A 19,605-nucleotide genomic window follows, 5' to 3' on the forward strand; every position below is an offset into this window, starting at 1 on the left:
CAATCAATTTACATGTGGTCGATATGGATAATCCTGCTGCATCAGTTCCCCCCGGCGCTTCTCCCCCTGACAAGGACGCGCCGCTGAAAGAAGACATCCGCCTGCTCGGCCGCCTGCTCGGCGACGTGCTGCGCGACCAGGAAGGCGATGAAGTGTTCGAGGTGGTCGAGACCATCCGCCAGACCGCCGTGCGCTTCCGCCGCGAAGACGACGCCGAGGCCGGCCGGGAACTCACCACGTTGCTGCACAAGCTCACGCGCGACCAGACCATCTCGGTGGTGCGCGCCTTTTCGTATTTCTCGCACCTGGCCAACATCGCCGAAGACCAGCACCACATCCGGCGCCGCCGCGCCCACATGCTCAAGGGTTCCGGCGCCCAGCAGGGCAGCATCGGTTTCGCGGTCGGCAAGCTGGTCGAGGCCGGCGTGCCGCAAGACCTGGTCGAGGGCTTTTTCAAGGACGCCCTGATCTCGCCGGTGCTCACCGCCCACCCGACCGAAGTGCAGCGCAAGAGCATCCTGGATGCGGAGCACGACATCGCCCGCCTGCTGGCCGAGCGCGACCGCGGCCTGACGCCCAGGGAACTGCAGCGCAACGGCCAGCTGCTGCATGCGCGCATCGCGACGCTGTGGCAGACCCGCATGCTGCGCTATTCCAAGCTGACCGTGGCCGACGAGATCGACAACGCCCTGTCCTATTACCGCATTACCTTCTTGCGCGAAGTGCCGGCGCTGTACGACGACATCGAAGCCGAGATCGCCGCCAGGTACGAAGGCGGGGAAAGCACAGGCAAGGGGCTGGGCGACGCCCTCTACCTGCAGATGGGCAGCTGGATCGGCGGCGACCGCGACGGCAACCCGAACGTCAATGCCGACACCATGCGCCACGCGCTGGTGCGCCAGTCCACCACCATCCTCGATTTCTACCTCGAAGAAGTGCATGCGCTCGGCGCCGAGCTGTCGATTTCGACCCTGATGGTCGATGTCACCCCCAGCATGCAGGCCCTGGCCGATGGGTCCACCGACGCTTCGCCCCACCGCAGCGACGAGCCTTACCGCCGCGCCCTGATCGGCATCTATGCCCGCCTGGCCGCCACCGCGCGCGAGCTCGGCGTCGACCACATCCTGCGCAAGGAAGTCGGCCACGCCCCGCCCTATCTCGACGCCGGCCTGTTCGCCGCCGACCTCGAAGTGCTGGCCGATTCGCTGCGCAGCAACCACGGCGCCGTGCTGATCCAGCCGCGCCTGGCCGGCTTGATGCGCGCCGCGCGCATCTTCGGCTTCCACCTGGCCTCGCTCGATATGCGCCAGAGCTCCGACGTGCACGAGCGCGTGCTGGGCGAGTTGTTCGCGCGGGCCGGCGCGGAAAGCGACTACGCGGCCCTGCCGGAAGAGCGCAAGATCGCCCTCCTGCAGGCAGAACTGAGCCAGCCGCGCCCCCTGTACTCGGCCTATGAAAGCTATTCGGAAGAGACCAATTCCGAGCTGGCGATTTTGCGCACCGCGCGCGAGATCCGCCTGCGCTACGGCAGCCGTGCGATCCGCAACTACATCATCTCGCACACCGAGACCGTGTCCGACCTGCTGGAAGTGTTGCTGCTGCAAAAAGAAACCGGCCTGCTGCGCCCATCCACGGGCGGCTGCGACGTGATGGTGATCCCGCTGTTCGAGACCATCCCCGACCTGCAGAGGGCCGCCGGCATCATGGACGAATGGATGTCGCTGCCGCTGGTGGAGTCCGTGATCGAGAAGCAGGGCCGCCTGCAGGAAGTCATGCTGGGCTATTCGGATTCGAACAAGGACGGCGGCTTCCTCACCTCGAACTGGGAGCTGTACCAGGCCGAGCTGAAACTGGTCGACGTGTTCGCCGCGAAGAACGTGAAGCTGCGCCTGTTCCACGGCCGCGGCGGCACCGTCGGACGCGGCGGCGGCCCGAGCTACGACGCGATCCGCGCCCAGCCGCCCGGCACCGTGAATGGCCAGATCCGCCTGACCGAACAGGGCGAGATCATCGCCTCGAAATTCTCCAACGCCGAGATCGGCCGGCGCAACCTGGAGCTGCTGGTGGCGGCCACCCTGGAAGCGAGCCTGAGCCCGCGCGCCGCGGACGACGCGACCAATGCGCGCCTGGCGCGCTTCGAAGCCGTGATGGCCGAGCTGTCCGAACGCGCCTACCGCGCCTACCGCAACCTGGTCTACGAGACCCCGGGCTTCACCGACTACTTCTTTGCCGCCACGCCGATCGCCGAGATCGCGGAACTGAACCTCGGTTCGCGCCCGGCCTCGCGCAAATCGACCCGCCGCATCGAAGACCTGCGCGCGATTCCCTGGGGCTTTTCGTGGGGCCAGTGCCGCCTGCTGCTGCCGGGCTGGTACGGCTTCGGCGCGGCCGTCAGCGGCTGGCTGGCCGAGGGCGAGCCGGGTGATCGCGCGGGGCGTCTCGAGCAGCTGCAAGCCATGTTCCGCGAATGGCCTTTTTTCGCGACCCTGCTGTCGAACATGGACATGGTGCTGGCCAAGACCGACCTGGCGATCGCCTCGCGCTATGCGGAGCTGGTGGCGGACGTGGAACTGCGCGAGCGGATCTTCCGCCGCATCACGGCCGAGCATGGCGAGACCCTGCGCTGCCTGGAGTCGATCACCGGGTCCAGCGAACGGCTGGCCGGCAACCCGCTGCTGGCGCGCTCGATCCAGAACCGCTTCGCCTACCTCGATCCGCTGAACCACCTGCAGGTGGAGCTGATCCACCGCCGCCGTTCGCTCGGCGACAACGAAGATCCGCGGGTGCACCGGGGGATTCATTTGTCGATCAATGGGGTGGCGGCGGGGTTGCGCAATACGGGGTGATCGTTACCGCAATTCCACCCACTGCACTTGAAACCGTCAACCCGGCGAAGGCCGGGGCGACGGTTTTCAGGCTAACAATATAAAGCGTTATGCGGTCGACTTACCCCGCACACGCCCCCAGCACACTCCCCTTCTTCAGCAAGGCCTTCACCGCATTCGACGACACGCATACGGCGTTCGACGGATTGCTGTCGCTGCCCGTCTTGTGGCACACCAGCACCTTGTCCTCGCCGCAGCGCGCATCGATCACCGGCACCGTCACGGTGGCGGCGGCGAAGCAGCCTTCCGGACTTGCCGCCTGCGCGGTGAAGCTGAAGGCGCCGGCGGCCGTCGGCGCGAAGGTGGTGACCGCGCCGGTCGCCGTCGACAGTCCACCCGCCGGGCTCCAGCTGAAGCTGGACGACCCGCCCGCATCGCTTGCCGTGAGCTGCACGCTCCGCGGCCCATACCCCAGCGTGATCGTATTGGCCGTGACGCTGATCGACGGCTGCGGCACATGCCCCGCTACCTGCACCGTCGCCTCGCCGCTGGCGCTGTTGCCGCCCTTGTCGACGGCAGTGAGCACCACCTTCTGCGCGCCAATGTCCGAGCACGAGAAACTGGTGCGCGAGGCGCTGAGCGACTCCACGCCCCAGTTGTCGCTCGTACCGCCGTCGAGTTGCGCCGGCGTGACCGAGGCCGTGCCTTTCGCAAGCGTCACGGCGCGGTCGCGGGTGCGAACCAGAGGCGCCTCGAAGTCGTTGCTGACCGTGTTGGCGCGCGGGCTCTCCACGCTCAGGCGGTTCAGGGCCGTCACCGTGTAGTAGTAATACTGGCCGTTCGCGGTGCTGTCCGCGTAGGCAGTGGTGGCGGTATCGGTCACGCCCAGCAGGTTGGCCGGGGACTCCAGGTCCATCTCGCGCTGCTGCGAGCGGTAGATGGCGTATTTGCGGGTCTTCTCGAATTCGTCCGCGCTGCCAGTGGCCGGCGCCCAGGCAAGCTGCAGCGCGCCATTGCTGCTGGCGGCGCCAAGGCTAGCTGGGGCGGCGGGCGCCTGCAAGCCCTTCCAGCCCATCACCGGCAGCAGCGCCGGGCGCGCATAGGTGCTGTTCTTGAGCGACGTGCGGTAGCCCAGCAGGTCGCCCTGCAGGAAGGCATGGCGGAAGTGGACCTGGCCCGAGACCTTCGCCTGCGCGCGGTTCAGCGCGATCTGGTTGTTGATATGGTTGGGGTCAAGCCAGCCGGCGGTGTTCATCTTGTAGTCGGCCAGGCCGATGTACATGTGGCGCTCGTAGGCATTGTCGTTCCACCACGGCACCAGCAGCTTGTAGTCCGAGCCGGTCTGGCCGATATACCAGTAGACCTGCGGCACCAGGTAGTCGACCCAGCCCTGCTCGATCCACTTGCGGCTGTCGGCGAACATGCTGCTGTAGTGCTGCGACGCGCCGCTCGAGGTCGGCGAACCGATCGCCGGATCTGGACTGCTGCGGTAGATGCCCGAGGGCGAGACGCCGAACTTCACCCACGGCTTCACGGCGCGGATGCTGTCGTTCACGCGTGAGATCAGGAGGTTGATGTTGTCGCGGCGCCAGTCGGCGCGGCCGGCCGTCGTGTTCGGGAAGCCGCGCGGGTCCGCGTTGTAGGCCTCGTCGTCGCCCGTGGTGCCGGCCGGGTAGAAATAGTCGTCGAAATGGATGCCGTCGACGTCATAGCGGTTGACGATCTCCATGATGACGTTCACCACATGGTCGCGCACTGCCGGCAAGCCCGGGTTCAGGATCTTCACCGTGCCGACCGTCAGCATCCATTCCGGGTGGGTGCGCGAGACGTGGCTGGCCGCGTACTGCGCCGTATTGCCCTGGTTGGCGACGGTGGCCACCGCGCGGTAGGGGTTGATCCAGGCGTGGAGTTCCATGCCGCGCTTGCGGGTTTCAAGAATCGCGAAGTCGAGCGGATCCCAGGCCGGGGACGGCGCGCTGCCCTGGTTATTGGTCAGGTAGTAGGACCACGGTTCGTAGCTGCTCGGGTACATGGCGTCGGACTGGCTGCGCACTTGCAGGAAGGCGGCGTTCATGCCGGTGGCCTTGTTGTGATCGAGGATGGCCTTCAGGGCCGCCTGCTGCTGCGCCGGGGTCTGGGTGCGATTCGGCCAGTCCAGGCTCAGGTGGGTACTGATCCACACGCCGCGCATCTCGCGCTTGGGACTGATCGACTGGGCATCGGCGTGGGAAACGGAAGCGACGAGCACCGCGGCGGCCGCTGCAAGCAAAAGTTTTTTCATGTTGTGGATTTTTTGCGGGTTGAGAAAACGTCCCAAGGGAACGCTAGTGGCGGCCCCCCGTGCCTCTCCAAGCCCCGGCGTGTTGCCATCCGCAAAAAAGGGTACGCCCGAGCAATTTTGACAACCAATGAATTTCGCGTTGTCGCGCATAACCCGCATGCATGAGACCGACTGGCCGCCCCATGTGAGGCCGATGAAAAAGGCCCTGTCCGGAGGACAGGGCCTGTGGTGCTGCCGCGACGCGGGCCGCCGGCGGCCCGGCAGCTTAATAAGCGATGGCGGCGACCGGCGCGCGGCGTGGCGCCTGCGCCACGGCGGCAGCCGTGGTCTCGAGCCGGAATGCGCCCACCACCTGCGCCAGCTTGGCGGCCTGGTCTTCCAGGGCGCTGGCGGCGGCCGCCGCTTCCTCGACCAGGGCGGCATTCTGCTGGGTCACGTCGTCCATCGTTGCGATCGACTGGTTGACCTGGCCGATGCCCTGGCTCTGCTCGCGGCTGGCCGAGTCGATCTCGCCCATCAGGTCGGCGACCTGCTGGACCGCCTGCACGATGCCGGCCATGGTGGTGCCGGCCGTGTCCACCAGCCTGGCGCCGGCCTGCACCTGCTGGACCGAGTCGCTGATCAGTTCCTTGATTTCCTTGGCGGCGCCGGCCGAGCGCTGCGCCAGGTTGCGCACCTCGGTCGCGACGACCGCGAAGCCGCGGCCCTGCTCGCCCGCACGCGCCGCTTCGACCGCCGCGTTCAGCGCCAGGATATTGGTCTGGAAGGCGATGCCGTCGATGACGCCGATGATGTCGGCGATCTTGCGCGAGCTTTCCGAGATCGATCCCATGGTGGTGACCACTTCGCCGACCACCTGACCGCCCTTCTCGGCCTGGCCGCTGGCCGACAGCACCAGCTGGTTGGCCTGGCGCGCATTGTCGGCGTTCTGGCGCACGGTCGAGGTCAGTTCTTCCATCGCGGCGGCGGTCTCTTCCAGGCTCGAAGCCTGGGCTTCGGTGCGGCTCGACAGGTTCAGGTTGCCGGCAGCGATTTCGCTCGAGGCGCTGGCGATGGCGTCGGTGCTCTCGCGCACCTCGGTCATGGTGTGGTTCAGCGACGAGACGAAGCGGTTGAAGGCGGCCGCCAGCAGGCCGACTTCGTCGCCCGATTCGACCGGCATGCGGCGCGTCAGGTCGCCGTTGCCGTCGGCGATCTCGCCGAGCATGGTGGCGGCGCGCGCCACCGGCGCCGCGATCGCGCGGCTGACCAGGAAGATCACGAACAGCCCCAGGCCGCCGCCGACGATGCCGGCCACCAGCGCGGCCGTGGCGCTGGTGCGCGCCAGGTCGCCCAGGATTTCGCTCTCGGGCACTTCTGCCACCGCATAGATGTCCAGCTCGGGGATATACGACGCGGCGACGATCAGCTCGCCCCGCTCGGAGGCGCGGCTGACGTGCGAAAACTGGCGCTTGGCGAACAGGCGCGTTATCAGCTCGGGCGAATAGCCTGCCAGGCTCTTCATGTTGTGCTCGCCATCGGCCAGCTTCGGGTCGCGGTGCAGCACGATGGTGCCGTTCGGGCGGGCCAGGAACACATGGCCGGTCTTGCCGATCTTGTGGGCGCGCACGGCGTCGGCCATGGTCTTGACCGACATGCCGATGCCGGCCACGGCCAGCTTGCCCTCGCCGAGCTCGACGCGGGCGTTCACGAACATCTTCATGACGCCGGTCTTCGCGTCCGGGTCCAGGTTCAGTTCGTACTGGCGGCCGCCGGCCAGGAAGGCGTCGAGCCAGCCGTCGCGCGGGTTACCCTTCTCCAGCATGTAGCTCAGGCCGCCCTGGTCCATGAATTTCAGCTGCGCCGGCGAGGCCCAGAACACGGTATCCACCTTGTGCACCGCCTTGAGCCTGGCCGCGTAGGTGCGCCAGGCGTCCAGGCCGGCATCAAGCAGCCCGTCGCGCTCCCATCCATGCAGGAAGGTATTGTTGGCCACGTCCAGCGAGGCCGTCAGCGGCCCGCCGATCTGGCGCAGGATGTCGTTACGGATCTCGCCGACCACCGCCGGCAAGTCCTGGTCGACTGCACGCTCGCGCAGGCTGCGGCCCGCCAGCGTGATACTGACCACGGTGGAGATGACGATGAACAGCAGCATGCAGGCTGCCATGCTGAGCATGAGTTTCATCTTGATCGACGAGCGGTGGAAGATTCGGGGGAGCATGGGAGACCAGGTCGAGGTGGAAAGTAAAAGAATTGCCGTACGGCATAATCCTTCACGCTTGGCGGAGTGGTCAATACAAGTGTGAAGCATTGTTTTCACACTGACAAAGAAACGTTGCTGACATGCCTCACCGGTGCCAAATCATGGCAAAACTGCCATGCATTCAATAACTTATCGATATTCCACTGGTTGGGCAGGCGAAAAAAATGCCGCTCCTCAGAGCGGCATTTTTTACCAACTGGCAAAACTTTTAGTGGTTGTGCAGGAAGGTCTTGAGCTTGTCCGAACGCGACGGCTGGCGCAGCTTGCTCATGGCCTTGGCTTCGATCTGGCGAATCCGCTCGCGGGTGACGTCGAATTGCTTGCCGACTTCTTCCAGCGTGTGGTCGTTCGACATCTCGACGCCGTAGCGCATGCGCAGCACCTTGGCTTCGCGCGGGGTCAGCGAGTCCAGCACTTCCTTGATCACGTTGCGCATCGACGCGTGCAGCGCGGCGTCCAGCGGGGCCAGGGTGGTGTTGTCTTCGATGAAGTCGCCCAACTGCGAATCGCCGTCCTCGCCCATCGGGGTTTCCATCGAAATCGGCTCTTTCGCGATCTTCATGATCTCGCGAACCTTGTTCTCTGGCATTTCCATCTTCAGGGCCAGGGTCGGCAGGTCGGGCTCGCTGCCGGTTTCCTGCATGATCTGGCGCGAGATGCGGTTCATCTTGTTGATGGTCTCGATCATGTGCACCGGCACGCGGATGGTGCGGGCCATGTCGGCGATCGAACGCGTGATCGCCTGGCGGATCCACCAGGTCGCATAGGTCGAGAACTTATAACCGCGGCGGTATTCGAACTTGTCGACGGCCTTCAGCAGGCCGATATTGCCCTCCTGGATCAGGTCGAGGAATTGCAGGCCGCGGTTGATGTATTTCTTCGCGATCGAGATCACCAGGCGCAGGTTGGCCACGGTCATTTCGCGCTTGGCCTGGCGGGCGCGCTTCTCGCCCGCCGCCATCTGCTTGTTGATCTTGCGCAGGTCGGCCAGCGGCAGCGCCACGCGCGCCTGCAGGTCGATCATGCGCTGCTGCAGTTCCTTGATGGCCGGCAGGTTACGGCTGAGCACGGCGCTGTACGGGTAGGCGCAGTCGACTTCGCGGTCGCCCCATTGCAGGTCGGTCTCGTTGCCCGGAAATACCTTGATGAAGTGGGCGCGCGGCATGCCGCAGCGGTTCACGCAGATGTCCAGCACGGCGCGCTCGATGGAACGCACTTCGTCCATCTGGTGGCGCAGCGTGTCGCACAGCTTTTCCACGATCTTGGCGGTGAAACGGATGCCCAGCAGCTCGGTCGAGATGATGGCCTGCGCTTCCTCGTATTCATCCGAGCCGTAGCCGACGGTCTTGAAGGCATGGCCCATGCGGTCGAACTGCTTTTCGATCAGCGCGAACTTTTCCAGCGCGCTCTTGCGCAGTTGGACAAGCTGTTCGGTCGAGTAGCCGGCCGCGCCGCCGCCGACGGCGCCGTCTTCTTCCTCTTCCTCGACTTCTTCCTCTTCTTCTTCCTCGTCGTCACCGGCACGCGCAGCGGCGCTGGCCGGCGCGGCCGCCGGGGCAGGCGCCGAGGCGTCATGGTCGACGAAGCCGTCCACCACGTCGTCGATCTTCATGTCGTCGGCGGCGATCTTGTGCGACAGCGCGATGATTTCCGAGATCGTGGTCGGGCAGGCGGAAATTGCCTGGACCATGTCCTTGAGGCCATCTTCGATGCGCTTGGCGATCTCGATCTCGCCTTCGCGCGTCAGCAGCGACACGGCGCCCATTTCACGCATGTACATGCGGACCGGGTCGGTGGTGCGGCCGAAGTCCGAATCGACGGTCGACAGCGCGGTGGCGGCGGCGGCTTCGACTTCGTCTTCGCTGGTCGCGGTCGGCACGTTGTCCGACAGCAGCATCATTTCCGCTTCCGGGGCGCGCTCGTAGATCGCGATGCCCATGTCGTTGAAGGTGGCGATGATGCCTTCGATCGCTTCCGGATCGACGATGTTTTCCGGCAGCTGGTCGTTGATCTGGGCGTGGGTCAGGTAGCCGCGCTCCTTGCCCATGTTGATCAGGTTCTTCAGCTGGGTGCGGCGCTTTTCGAGTTCCTCTTGCGAGAAGTTGGCGGCGGTCGCGCCCGGCAGGCCCTTGGCGCGGCGCTCGCGCAGCTTCGATGCGGCCTTCAGTTCCGAGCGCTCGATGGTGTTGAGTGCCGCGACTTCGTCGTTCTCCGGCACGAACTCGCTCGGCTTGCGGCCGCGGCGGCCCGGGACCTTGACCTGCGGCAGCAGGTAGCCGGTGGTGTCGATCGCGGCCAGCTTGGCGGCGTCGGTGGTCGAGCTGACCGTGCCCACGGCCGTGGCCGGGGCCGCCACCACGGGCGCGTCGGTGCGGCGGCGCGTGCGCACGGCCTTCGGCGCCTCGTCGGCCGCTTCCGGGGCAGCAGCCACCGCTGCGGGCGCCGGCGCCGCCTGGGCCGAGTCCGAGACCGGCTCGGCGTGCGACGCATGCGTCGCACCTTTCAGCACGGCCAACTTCGATGCGCGCTTGCGCACGATCACGGGCGGCGCGGCCAGCGTGGCCGCCACGGCCGGCATGTAGTCATCGGCCACATCGGCCCCTGCTTCGACGGCCGGAGCGACTTCAGCCACCGCTTCGACCGGCACGTCCACGACTTCGACCTGCGCTGCGACTTCCTGGACCGGCGCGTCTTCGGCCTGGGCGGCCTTGACCGACGCCAGGCGCGAGCGGGTTTTCACCACCGTGACCTTGGCCGCCGCTTCCGTTTCGAGGAAGTAGGAGGTCGCGGTTTTCGGCACTGCCAGCTGTGCCGTTGCCTTGGCGGGCGCTTTTTTGGCGGTCAGTGTCAGTGTCTTGGCGGTGTTTTTCATAGTAAAACTCTCTCCAGTCGAGGCGGGTGGAAGGCCTGCGAAGTCAATAATCCAGCGGGACCCGCGTGCGGGTCGGATACGGGGAACGGAAGTGGCCCTAGCTGAGGGCAGGCAGGCAGACTTCAAGCACGCATTCCCCTCGGTCGCCAGGCTTCGATGGGGCGCGGCAGCAAGAGAGCAAGGAAGAAATGGTGTCTGAAATCACGGTATACAAGTCGAAACGAAAAAAAGCCCGTAGGATCTAACGGGCTTGCTTCTATAGTTCAGGGAACATAGAGGGAAGCGAGATTATGCCGTATTGCAAGAATTGGTGATAATTGATATATCCCATAATGGGTATCACCACGCTGAATATGACACGGCCTGTCGACTTCCCGGCAGGCCTGCGACGGCGCAAGCCGCGCGCAAGGCAAGAGGCGGATCATACACGTTTTTCGGTCTGCACGCCGCCCGGCCGTGGCTGGGCCCGCAAGATTAATGGAAGAAGTACAATACGGCCGCGCTGGCGCACGGACGCCGTGCTATCCTTCGCATTCCCGTTCTTACCATGAAGTCAATGAATACCATTACCGCTGCAGAGTCCGTCGATACCACCGCCCCCGCCACCCCTGAGCTGCCTGCCGAGGCCGGTTCGCCATCCGCCGCTCCGACAGCCGATGCTGCGGCAGCGGTTGCTGCGGACGAAGCTGGTTCGGCCGACGCAGGGGCCGGCGCCGCACCCGTGGCCGAGACCGTTTCCACCGACGCCGCAGCCGCTCCCGCTGCGGCTGCTCCCGCCACCGGCCAGCCAGGCTCGGCCCGCGCCCTGCTCAAGCAGCTCCAGCAAGCGTTCCCGGCCTTCCGCGACTGCCTGCCGCTGGCGATCGGCATCGACAAGCAACTGCTGGCGCGCATGCCCGGCCTGGACCGCAAAGTTATGCGTGCCGCCCTCGGCATCCATACCGGCTCGATGCGCTACCTGCGCGCGATGGAAAAAGCCAAGGTGCGCTTCGACCTCGACGGCGCCGCCGGCGCCGAAGTGACCGACACCCACCGCCTGCACGCGAAAGAGCTGCTGCAGCAGCGCTTCAAGAAGGAAGCCGACCGCAAGAAGGCCGAGCGCGAAGCGGCTGCCGAAGAAGAAGCGAACCGCCAACGCCAGGAAAAGCTCAAAGCCCTTGCTTCCAAGTTCTCCAAGAATTGAGCCGGCGTCGATGAACGTCGACCCGGAGCTGCTGCCGCCCTATGACGGCATCCGGCTGGCGGACGTGCGCCTGGTGCGCACCCCGCTGGACGCCGCCGCCGCACTGGCGGCGTTATCAACGGCCGACGTGATCGGCTTCGACACCGAATCCAAGCCCACCTTCGCCAAGGGCGAAGTCTCGACCGGACCGCACCTGGTGCAGCTCGCGACCGACGAACTGGCCTACCTGTTCCAGATCGGCAGCGCGGCCAGCGCCCAGAACGCCCTCACCGTCCTCAAGCCGGTGCTGGAGTCGGAGTCCATTCTGAAAGTGGGTTTCGGCCTGGGCGACGACCTCAAGCGCCTGCGCGCCAAGCTCGGCATCGAGACCAGCAATGTGCTCGACCTGTCGACGGCCATGCGCCGCCGCGGGGAACGCAATACCCTCGGCGCCAAGACCGCCGTGGCGCGCTACTTCGGGCAGAAGCTCCAGAAGTCGAAACGCATCACCACCACCAACTGGGCCCTGCCCCAGCTGAGCGACAAGCAGGTGCTGTACGCGGCCGACGATGCGCACGTGGCGCTGCGGGTGTATCGGTTATGGAAGGCGGGGCCGGGGGAGTAAGCCTTCGCCGGCTCAGGCGCCGCGTTTCCTGACCACGAAATACGCTTCCGGATTCGCCATCGTCCCCAGCAGCGGGAACGGGCTGGCGCTCGCCCGCACCAGCGAAAACTTCTCCGCGATCGCCTGGCGAAACACCCGGTGATCGAAGCCCATATGCTCGTTGTGCACCTCGACGTCCGGCGGCAGGATCCCGACCGGGCGCTCTTTCGGCGGCATGCCGAGCGCCGCCAGCAGCACGTTCTTGGGGCGCGCGTCAAACGCCCCATAGCGCCGGCTCATGCGGAACATGCCCTTGTACAGGGCCGGCAGGCCCACCTCGACCGGCACCCCGAACACCACTTCCGCATCCGGCGCAAGGAGCGAGTCGACTTCGCCCAGCGACTTCGCGCGCATCGACAGCGGAATGTGCTCGAAGACCTCGAGGCAGAACAGCACGTCGGCCTGCCCTTTCGGCAGCGCGTCGAAGGATGCGAAAAATTCGATCCGCGGCAGGCCCGCCAGTTCGCGCCTGGCTTCTTCCAGCAGGTCCGAGCAGGGCTCGTAGCAGATGATGGTGGCGTTCGGGTAGGCGTGGACCAGGTGCTTGCACAGCTCCCCGCTGCCGGCGCCGAAATCGAGCACGCAGGTCACAAGCTCGCGCGCCTTCTGCGTGAAGCCCAGGGCGCTGACCAGCCGCTGGCGCTGCAGCCAGCGCTTGATGGGATTCTTGTCCCTGAAGACACCTTCCGTATAGCTCACACCCATGCCGCACCCCGTTGACCCAAAGGGCTGCGATTATAGCAAGGGCGGACCGGCTGGCCTTGATCCGCGTTATCATTCCGGCATCCCCACAATCGGTGAACCCATGAGTGCTTCCCGCACGTTCGCAGCGCTGTCGCTGGCCGCATGCACTGCCCACGCCGCGCCCCAGGCAGTGCCCGACACCCTGGCCCAGCGTTTGGTCGCATGTACGAGCTGCCACGCGCGCGTCGACGCCGCGGGCAACCCGGTCAACGACACCTATTTCCCGCGCATAGGCGGCAAGCCGGCCGGCTACCTGTACAACCAGCTGCTGAATTTCCGCGAAGGCCGGCGCCAGTACCCGCTCATGACCTACCTGGTCGACCACCTGCCCGACGCCTACCTGCGCGAGATCGCCGGCTTCTACGCGGCCCAGCCCCCGAGCACCCACGCCGCGACCGCGTCAAGCCTGACCCCGCAAACCCTCGAACGCGGCCGTCAGCTGGTGTTCAACGGCGACGCGGCGCGCAAGCTGCCGGCCTGCGTGGCCTGCCACGGCCAGCGCCTGCTGGGTGTCGAACCCGCGATTCCCGGCCTGCTTGGCCTGCCGCGCGATTACGTCAACGCGCAATTCGGCGCCTGGCGCAACAAGGCGCGCCGCGCGCATGCCCCCGACTGCATGGCGACCATCACAGCCCGCCTTTCGCTCGAGGACGTCGCCGCGGTCTCCGGCTGGCTCGCCGCCCAGCCGGTTCCAAACGACCCGCGTCCCGCCGCCGCGGTCGCGCGCCCCTTGCCGATCGCCTGCGGCAGCGCCTCGGCGGCGCCATGAAGAAACGCATCGCTCTTTTCGCGCTTGCCGCCGCTGCCGCCATGGCGGTGGCCATTGCCTGGCCGCGCGACGAATTCATCGCATCGACCTCGCCCGCGGCCTGGGCCGCGACGCCCGAGAATGTCGCCAGGGGCGCCTATCTCGCGCGCGCCGGCGACTGCGTGGCCTGCCACACCGTGCGCGGCGGCGCGGACTACGCGGGCGGGCGCGCACTCGACACGCCTTTCGGGCGCCTGTATGGTCCCAACCTGACGCCGGACCGCGAGACCGGCATCGGCAACTGGAGCGCCGACGACTTCTGGAGCGCCCTGCACAACGGCAAATCGCGCGACGGCCGCCTGCTCTATCCGGCCTTCCCCTACACGAACTACACCAAGGTGTCGCGTCCCGATGCCGATGCGCTGTTTGCGTACTTGCGCAGCCTGCCGCCCGCGCGCCGGCCGAACACGCCGCACGAACTCGATTTCCCCTACAACCAGCAGGCCATGCTGGCCGGCTGGCGCCTGCTCTACTTCAAGCCGGCCGCCTTTATGCCGCTGCCTGCGCGCGACGCCGCATGGAACCGCGGCGCCTATCTGGTCGAGGGCCTGGGCCACTGCAGCGCATGCCACAGCACCCGCAACCGCCTGGGGGCGGCCGGCGACACGCTGTCGGGCGGCCTGATTCCGACCATCGGCTGGTACGCGCCTTCCTTGACCTCCGGCGCGGAAGCGGGACTGGGAGACTGGGAGCAGGAGCACATCGTGGCGCTGCTGCAGACCGGCGTCTCGCCGCGCGGCACCGCCACCGGCCCGATGGCCGAAGTGGTGGCGCGCAGCCTGCAGCATTTGTCGGCGCAGGACGTGGGCGCGATGGCCATTTACCTGAAATCGCTGCCTTCGACAGAAGCGCCGGCGCCGGCCGAGGTGCAGCAGCCGAACGAGCCGCTGCTGATGGAGGGCAAGCGCCTGTACGGCAACCATTGCGTGGACTGCCACGGTGCGGACGGCAAGGGCAAGGCGCCGGGCTACCCGCCGCTGGCCGGCAACCGCGCGGTGACGCTCACGCCGGCCGTGAACGCGATCCGGATCGTGCTCAATGGCGGCTTCCCGCCGGGGACCAGGGGTAACCCGCGGCCGTACGGGATGCCGCCGTACAGCCACGAACTGAACGATGCGCAGGTGGCGGCCGTCTTGAGCTATGTGCGCGCCAGCTGGGGCAATGCCGCGCCGCCCGTTGCCACGCCGGACGTGAACCGTTACCGCAGTGTGCCGCTGGACTGAGCAGCCTCGGCGCTTGCGGCCGTGCGACACTTGTCGTATGATTGCGTCATTAGTCACAAGGCGAGGCCATCATGTCCATTCCTTCGGTTACCGAACTGACGCTGCTGAAATGCCTCTGGCGGCAGCAGCCCCTGTCCGCCCGTGAACTCCACGACCAGGCCGCGCCCGAGCTGCAGTGGTCCTACTCGTCCACCCGCAAGACGCTCGAGCGGATGGTGGAAAAACAGATGGTCACCCTGGCGCCGGTCCACGGCGTGAACGTCTACACCGCGGCCCTGGACAAGATCGAGACCCTGGCCGCCTTCACCCGCGATTTCGGGCGCCGCGTCATGGAGATGGACGGGCCGCTGCCGGTCAATATGTTCACCGGATCGAAGCTGGTCAATCACGCCGAGCTGGCCGAGCTGGAACAGCTGCTGCAGGACTGGCCCGTCGCCGGGGAGTGAGCATGAGCCTCTCGCATTTCCCCTTGCTCTTCCTGCAGGCGAGCGTCACTACATTGGTGACATCCAGCCTGGCCTGGGCGCTGCTGCACCTGGCGCGCCGGCGCTGGCCTGGCCTGGAAGCCCGGCGCAGCCCCTGGCTGCTCGCATTGCTGGCCGGCGCCCTCACGCTGGTGCTGGTGCTGCTGCCCGGCGCCGCCCAATTGAGCCTGTTCGCGGCGGCGCCGCAGCCTGCGGGCGCGGGTCTGGTCGCGCATGTGCCGGTGCTTGCGGTCATGGACTTGCTCCCTGGCGGCACCGACGACCTGGCTGCCGACGAGACGCTGCCGACACTCGCCTGGCTCTGGCTGGCCACTTATCTCGCCGGTGGCGCCTGGCATGCATGGCACTGGCAGCGCCTCCGGCGCGAACTACGTGCGCTGTTACGCCTCGCGGACCGCCTGGACGGCCCCGCCCTGCGCTCCCACCCCGCTTTCGCCCGGCACGAAGGCTCCGTGCCGGCGGTGCTGGAAATCGATGCCCCGGTGTCGCCGATGCTGGCGGGCCTTGCAGATCCCGTGCTGCTGCTGCCGCGCCACATGCGCGCCTTGCCGCCGGGGCAGCAGGAACTGATCGTCGCCCACGAACTGGCGCACCTGCGGCGCCGGGACCATCTGTGGCAGCACGCGGCTGGCTCCCTGGAGGCGATCCTGTGGTTCGTCCCGGCCGCGCACGCCTTCCGGCAGCGCCTGCAGTGGGCCCTGGAGCTCGGCTGCGACCGCGCCGTGCTGGCCGGGCGACCGAACAACGAGCGCCGTGACTATGCCGCGGCCCTGCTGGCACAACTGGCCGTGCAGCTGCGCCCGGCCTCGCTGGCCTTCGGCCTGCACGGTGGTCAGGCCGTGGCCCAGCGCATCCGCCTGATCCGCGACGCCCACCCGGCGGCGCAGGCGCCCTGGGCCAGCTTGGCCGCCTTGCTGCTCGTGCCGGGCCTGTGCGGCGCCAGCGTGCTGCTCCAGCCCCAGTTCGCGTGGAACCAGGCCAAGCCAGCCTCGCTGCCGGCGCCGGCGGCAGGGGCCGCAAACTGGCAGGCGCCCCTGGCCACCCTGCGCGTGACCAGCGCCTTTGGTTCCGTCAACCGCCCCGGCGGCAAACCGCATGGGGGCATGGACCTGGGCGCGGCCCGCGGCACGCCAGTCATGGCGCCGGCCGCCGGCAGGGTCGCTGTGTCGACCGACCGTTACGAGGGCGGCGCGCGCTACGGCAAGGTCGTCGTCATCGACCACGCCGACGGCAGCCGCAGCCTGTACGCCCACCTGGACGGGCGGCTGGTGCGTACCGGCGACGTGGTGCGTGCCGGCCAGCGGATCGCGCTCACGGGGGCGACCGGCAAGGTGACCGGGCCTCATCTCCACTTCGAGGTGGCGCGCGATGGCGCCCCCATCGATCCGCAAACCCTGCTCGGCGGCGCCGCCGACTGAGCCCTGGACGGAATACCGATGCTCGTCAAAACAAAGAAAAAACTGCTGCTGGCGCTGCCGGCCTTCATGCTGGCCTATCTCGCCATCGCCGCCTGCTGGGCCTGGGCCAGCTTCGACGACGCCATGGCGGGCGCGGGCGCCCCGCCGGCTGCGCAGCTCTCGCCAAGGCAGACAGCGATCCTGACGCAGGTGGAAGACCCCAGCTTCTTCACCCATCGCGGCGTCAGCCTGGCGCCGGGCCAGGGCCTGGCGACGATTTCTTCGGCGGTCGCACGCGACGTCTACCTGTATGGCGCGCAGTTCACCGGCACCGCCGGCGCCCTGCAAACCTTGTACCGCGGCGTGTTCGATTGCTGCAAGAAGATCGACTTCGGGCGCGACGTGATGGCCGTGGTGCTCAATGCCCGGCTGTCGAAGGAAGATCAACTGGAGCGCTACGTGTCCCAGGTCTATATGGGCACCCACCAAGGCCGGCAGATCAGGGGCTTGCACCAGGCAGCCGAAAGCTATCTTGGCAAGCCGCTGGACGCGACGACGATCGACGAATTCATCGGCCTGGTCGCCATGATCAAGGCGCCCAACGGCTTCCATCCGCTAAAGCACCCCGATGCCTACGACACCCGCGTGTCCCGGGTACGCGCCCTGGTCGCCGGCACTTGCAAGCCCGCCGGATGGTTCGACACGAAGCTCGAGCACTGCACCCCCTCCCCTCTACACACTCCTTAACTCGCCATGCACACCATCCGAACCGGCAGCGCCTGCGCGCTGCTGCTGGCGGCGCACGCCTGTGCGTCCGCCCAATCCACCCCGATCCAGCAGGTCGTGGTCACGGCCGATGCCGGCAACCAGCGCGCCCAGTCGACCACCACCAGCATCGTGCTCAATCGCGACGAACTGCTGCGCCAGGGCGATACCAGCCTGCTTGACGTCCTGAAGCGCCAGCCCGGCATCACCATCGACACCACTGCCGGCAAGTCGCCCGAAGTGCGCATGCGCGGCATGGGCGCCGGCCACGTGGCCATCTTACTCAACGGCCTGCCCGCGCCCAGCGGCTTCTCGCTCGAGTCGATCAGCCCCGACCTGGTCGAGCGCATCGAGATTGGGCGCGCCGCCACCGCCGAGACGAGCAGCCAGGCCATGGCCGGCACCATCAACGTGATCCTGAGGCGCGCGGGCGCGCCCAGGGGCGGCAGTGGCAACGAGATCAAGGCGGGCAGCGCGTCTACCTCCGGCCATCTGGCGCCGCAACTGGTGGCCCAGCACAGTGGACGCACCGGGACGCTTGCGTATTCGGCCAGCGCGACGCTCAAGCGCCAGGTGAACCCGATTGCCGCCCTCACCCTGGAGGAAGGCGTCGATCCGCTTCTCTTGCGCCGCACGGCATGGACCGACTACCAGGTGGAAGACCTGCTGGAACTGGCGCCGCGCCTCTCCTGGCAGCCGACGGCGGCGGACAACCTCACCGCGAACGGCTACCTGCGCACGCGCCATATCGACAACGCCAAGCGCGAGAGGGAAACCACCGAGATCGGCGCGCCGACCGCGTTCCCGCACGCCGAGCATCGCTATGAAACGCGCCCGCTCAACGCCTATGCCGACCTGGCCTGGACGCGCAGGTTGGACGCGGGCGCCCGGCTGGCCGTGAAACTGTCCGGCTTCTACACGCAGCGCGACGCGGCCTTCGAATACCGCGGCCTAACCCTGCAGGACCGCCTGCTCGAAATCCATGAAGTCGCCTCCGGCCCGGTCGAGCGCGAATCGACCTTCAGCGGCAGCTGGCGCCGCCCGCTGTGGGGCAGCCACGCGCTGGCCGCCGGCTGGGAATTCGGCCGCAAGGCGCGCAGCGAATACCGGCGCGAGCGCCATCTCGACCCCAAGGGCGCGCAGCTGCTGCTCAGCGACGAGGCCTACCGCGCGACGGTAAGGCGCAGCGCATTCTTCATCCAGGACGAGTGGGATATCACAGGAAGCTGGTCGGCCTACGCGGGCCTGCGCCGCGAAGACCTGCATACCAGCGGCGAAGGCAACGCCGACGCGCCGGTGGACGTGGCTGCGGGCGCCTGGAGCCCGGTATTCCAGGCGCTGTTCAAGCCCCAGCGCCCGAGCGACGATGCCGGGCCGCGCGACCAGTTCCGCCTGGCGGCGAGCCGCACCTACAAGGCGCCGAACATCATCCAGCTGATGCCGCGGCGCTATACGGTCGACAACAACAACAGCGCCACCAACCCCGACCAGCAAGGCAATCCGGGCTTGCGTCCCGAACTGGCGCTGGGGATCGACCTGGCCTGGGAACGCTATGTTGGAAAAAGCGACATGCTCAGTGTCAGCGCTTTCCACAAGCGCATCCGCGACATCACGCTCACGCGCGTCGAGCAAAGACAGGGGGTCTGGACCGCGATGCCGGTCAACGGCGGCGATGCGACCGTGAGCGGGATCGAGTTCGAGGGCAAGGCCTCGCGCGCAGCCCTGTCGGCGCGCATCAACCTGGCGCGCAACTGGTCGCGCGTCGACAGCGTGCCGGGCCCTGGCAACCGCATCGAAGGCCAGGCCGCCTGGAGCGGTAATCTCGGGATGGACTACGCAGCGCCGGCCACCGGCATCGACCTGGGCGGCAGCTATTCGTACCGCGGCCGGGTCGCCACCCGGTCGAGCGCCCTGCTCTTCAGCGACAACGGCGCTCGCCGCCAGCTCGACCTGTATGCGCTATGGAAGCGCGGCAGCGGGTCGCGCCTGCGCCTGTCGGTATCCAACCTGCTGCAGCGCGACTACAGCGAACGCCTGGCCTACGAAGGCGAGCACGCGCTTGAGCGCACGACGCTCTACCGCGTGCGCCCGGTGTGGCGCCTGATGTGGGAACAGGCCCTGTAATCCTGGGGGGCGG

The 19,605-nt window shown here is 67.2% G+C and carries 13 protein-coding genes; 9 read left to right on the forward strand and 4 right to left on the reverse strand.

Annotated elements, in window-relative coordinates:
* The first annotated feature begins 23 nt into the window (after positions 1-23).
* The gene (gene ppc / locus AC56LR_RS03580; protein WP_497127520.1) at positions 24-2,846 is read left to right on the forward strand and encodes a phosphoenolpyruvate carboxylase; all 2,823 of its coding nucleotides are present in this window, start codon (positions 24-26) and stop codon (positions 2,844-2,846) included.
* A 100-nt stretch (positions 2,847-2,946) separates the two neighbouring features.
* On the opposite strand, the gene AC56LR_RS03585 is transcribed toward ppc, so the two are convergent.
* From AC56LR_RS03585 to rpoD, 3 genes are all read right to left on the reverse strand, one after another.
* Positions 2,947-5,106 (reverse strand): family 10 glycosylhydrolase, encoded by a 2,160-nt coding sequence (locus tag AC56LR_RS03585; protein ID WP_497127522.1) that lies wholly within the window; start codon positions 5,104-5,106, stop codon positions 2,947-2,949.
* A 265-nt stretch (positions 5,107-5,371) separates the two neighbouring features.
* Entirely contained in the window at positions 5,372-7,306 is a 1,935-nt protein-coding gene (locus AC56LR_RS03590; protein WP_497127524.1) for a methyl-accepting chemotaxis protein, read from the reverse strand.
* A gap of 250 nt (positions 7,307-7,556) precedes the next feature.
* On the reverse strand, positions 7,557-10,220 hold the full coding sequence (gene rpoD, locus AC56LR_RS03595; RefSeq protein ID WP_497127526.1) for an RNA polymerase sigma factor RpoD: 2,664 nt from the start codon (positions 10,218-10,220) through the stop codon (positions 7,557-7,559).
* A 556-nt stretch (positions 10,221-10,776) separates the two neighbouring features.
* On the opposite strand from rpoD, the gene AC56LR_RS03600 reads away from it, so the two are divergent.
* Positions 10,777-11,403, forward strand: a complete 627-nt coding sequence (locus tag AC56LR_RS03600; RefSeq protein ID WP_497127528.1) for a ProQ/FINO family protein — start codon at positions 10,777-10,779, stop codon at positions 11,401-11,403.
* Positions 11,404-11,413: 10 nt separating this feature from the next.
* Positions 11,414-12,007: a 3'-5' exonuclease gene (locus tag AC56LR_RS03605; RefSeq protein ID WP_497127531.1), complete on the forward strand. Its 594-nt coding sequence runs from the start codon at positions 11,414-11,416 to the stop codon at positions 12,005-12,007.
* A gap of 12 nt (positions 12,008-12,019) precedes the next feature.
* On the opposite strand, the gene AC56LR_RS03610 is transcribed toward AC56LR_RS03605, so the two are convergent.
* Entirely contained in the window at positions 12,020-12,745 is a 726-nt protein-coding gene (locus tag AC56LR_RS03610) for a class I SAM-dependent methyltransferase (protein ID WP_497127533.1), read from the reverse strand.
* Positions 12,746-12,851: 106 nt separating this feature from the next.
* Between AC56LR_RS03610 and AC56LR_RS03615 the strand changes: the two genes are divergently transcribed.
* The 6 genes from AC56LR_RS03615 (at position 12,852) to AC56LR_RS03640 (ending at position 19,592) form a co-directional block, all read left to right on the forward strand.
* A complete protein-coding gene (locus tag AC56LR_RS03615) occupies positions 12,852-13,559 on the forward strand; it encodes a c-type cytochrome (RefSeq protein WP_497127535.1) in 708 nt (235 codons plus the stop codon).
* Entirely contained in the window at positions 13,556-14,821 is a 1,266-nt protein-coding gene (locus AC56LR_RS03620; protein WP_497127537.1) for a cytochrome c, read from the forward strand. Before AC56LR_RS03615 ends, AC56LR_RS03620 begins: the two co-directional genes overlap by 4 nt.
* Before the next feature lie 71 nt (positions 14,822-14,892).
* On the forward strand, positions 14,893-15,267 hold the full coding sequence (locus AC56LR_RS03625) for a BlaI/MecI/CopY family transcriptional regulator (protein ID WP_497127540.1): 375 nt from the start codon (positions 14,893-14,895) through the stop codon (positions 15,265-15,267).
* Positions 15,268-15,269: 2 nt separating this feature from the next.
* Entirely contained in the window at positions 15,270-16,724 is a 1,455-nt protein-coding gene (locus AC56LR_RS03630; RefSeq protein ID WP_497127542.1) for a M23/M56 family metallopeptidase, read from the forward strand.
* Positions 16,725-16,742: 18 nt separating this feature from the next.
* Positions 16,743-17,450, forward strand: a complete 708-nt coding sequence (locus tag AC56LR_RS03635) for a transglycosylase domain-containing protein (protein WP_497127544.1) — start codon at positions 16,743-16,745, stop codon at positions 17,448-17,450.
* A 6-nt stretch (positions 17,451-17,456) separates the two neighbouring features.
* Positions 17,457-19,592, forward strand: coding sequence for a TonB-dependent receptor plug domain-containing protein (locus AC56LR_RS03640; RefSeq protein WP_497127546.1), 2,136 nt, complete (start codon positions 17,457-17,459; stop codon positions 19,590-19,592).
* The last annotated feature ends 13 nt before the right edge of the window (positions 19,593-19,605 follow it).

The organism is Telluria sp. ZT3P39, assembly GCF_059685935.1.

Excerpts from the sequence above, each read along its gene's own strand:
- ppc (WP_497127520.1), top strand. The coding sequence starts at position 24 with ATGGATAATCCTGCTGCATCAGTTCCCCCCGGCGCTTCTCCCCCTGAC.
- AC56LR_RS03585 (WP_497127522.1), bottom strand. The coding sequence starts at position 5,106 with ATGAAAAAACTTTTGCTTGCAGCGGCCGCCGCGGTGCTCGTCGCTTCC.
- AC56LR_RS03590 (WP_497127524.1), bottom strand. The coding sequence starts at position 7,306 with ATGCTCCCCCGAATCTTCCACCGCTCGTCGATCAAGATGAAACTCATG.
- rpoD (WP_497127526.1), bottom strand. The coding sequence starts at position 10,220 with ATGAAAAACACCGCCAAGACACTGACACTGACCGCCAAAAAAGCGCCC.
- AC56LR_RS03600 (WP_497127528.1), top strand. The coding sequence starts at position 10,777 with ATGAATACCATTACCGCTGCAGAGTCCGTCGATACCACCGCCCCCGCC.
- AC56LR_RS03605 (WP_497127531.1), top strand. The coding sequence starts at position 11,414 with ATGAACGTCGACCCGGAGCTGCTGCCGCCCTATGACGGCATCCGGCTG.
- AC56LR_RS03615 (WP_497127535.1), top strand. The coding sequence starts at position 12,852 with ATGAGTGCTTCCCGCACGTTCGCAGCGCTGTCGCTGGCCGCATGCACT.
- AC56LR_RS03620 (WP_497127537.1), top strand. The coding sequence starts at position 13,556 with ATGAAGAAACGCATCGCTCTTTTCGCGCTTGCCGCCGCTGCCGCCATG.
- AC56LR_RS03625 (WP_497127540.1), top strand. The coding sequence starts at position 14,893 with ATGTCCATTCCTTCGGTTACCGAACTGACGCTGCTGAAATGCCTCTGG.
- AC56LR_RS03630 (WP_497127542.1), top strand. The coding sequence starts at position 15,270 with ATGAGCCTCTCGCATTTCCCCTTGCTCTTCCTGCAGGCGAGCGTCACT.
- AC56LR_RS03635 (WP_497127544.1), top strand. The coding sequence starts at position 16,743 with ATGCTCGTCAAAACAAAGAAAAAACTGCTGCTGGCGCTGCCGGCCTTC.
- AC56LR_RS03640 (WP_497127546.1), top strand. The coding sequence starts at position 17,457 with ATGCACACCATCCGAACCGGCAGCGCCTGCGCGCTGCTGCTGGCGGCG.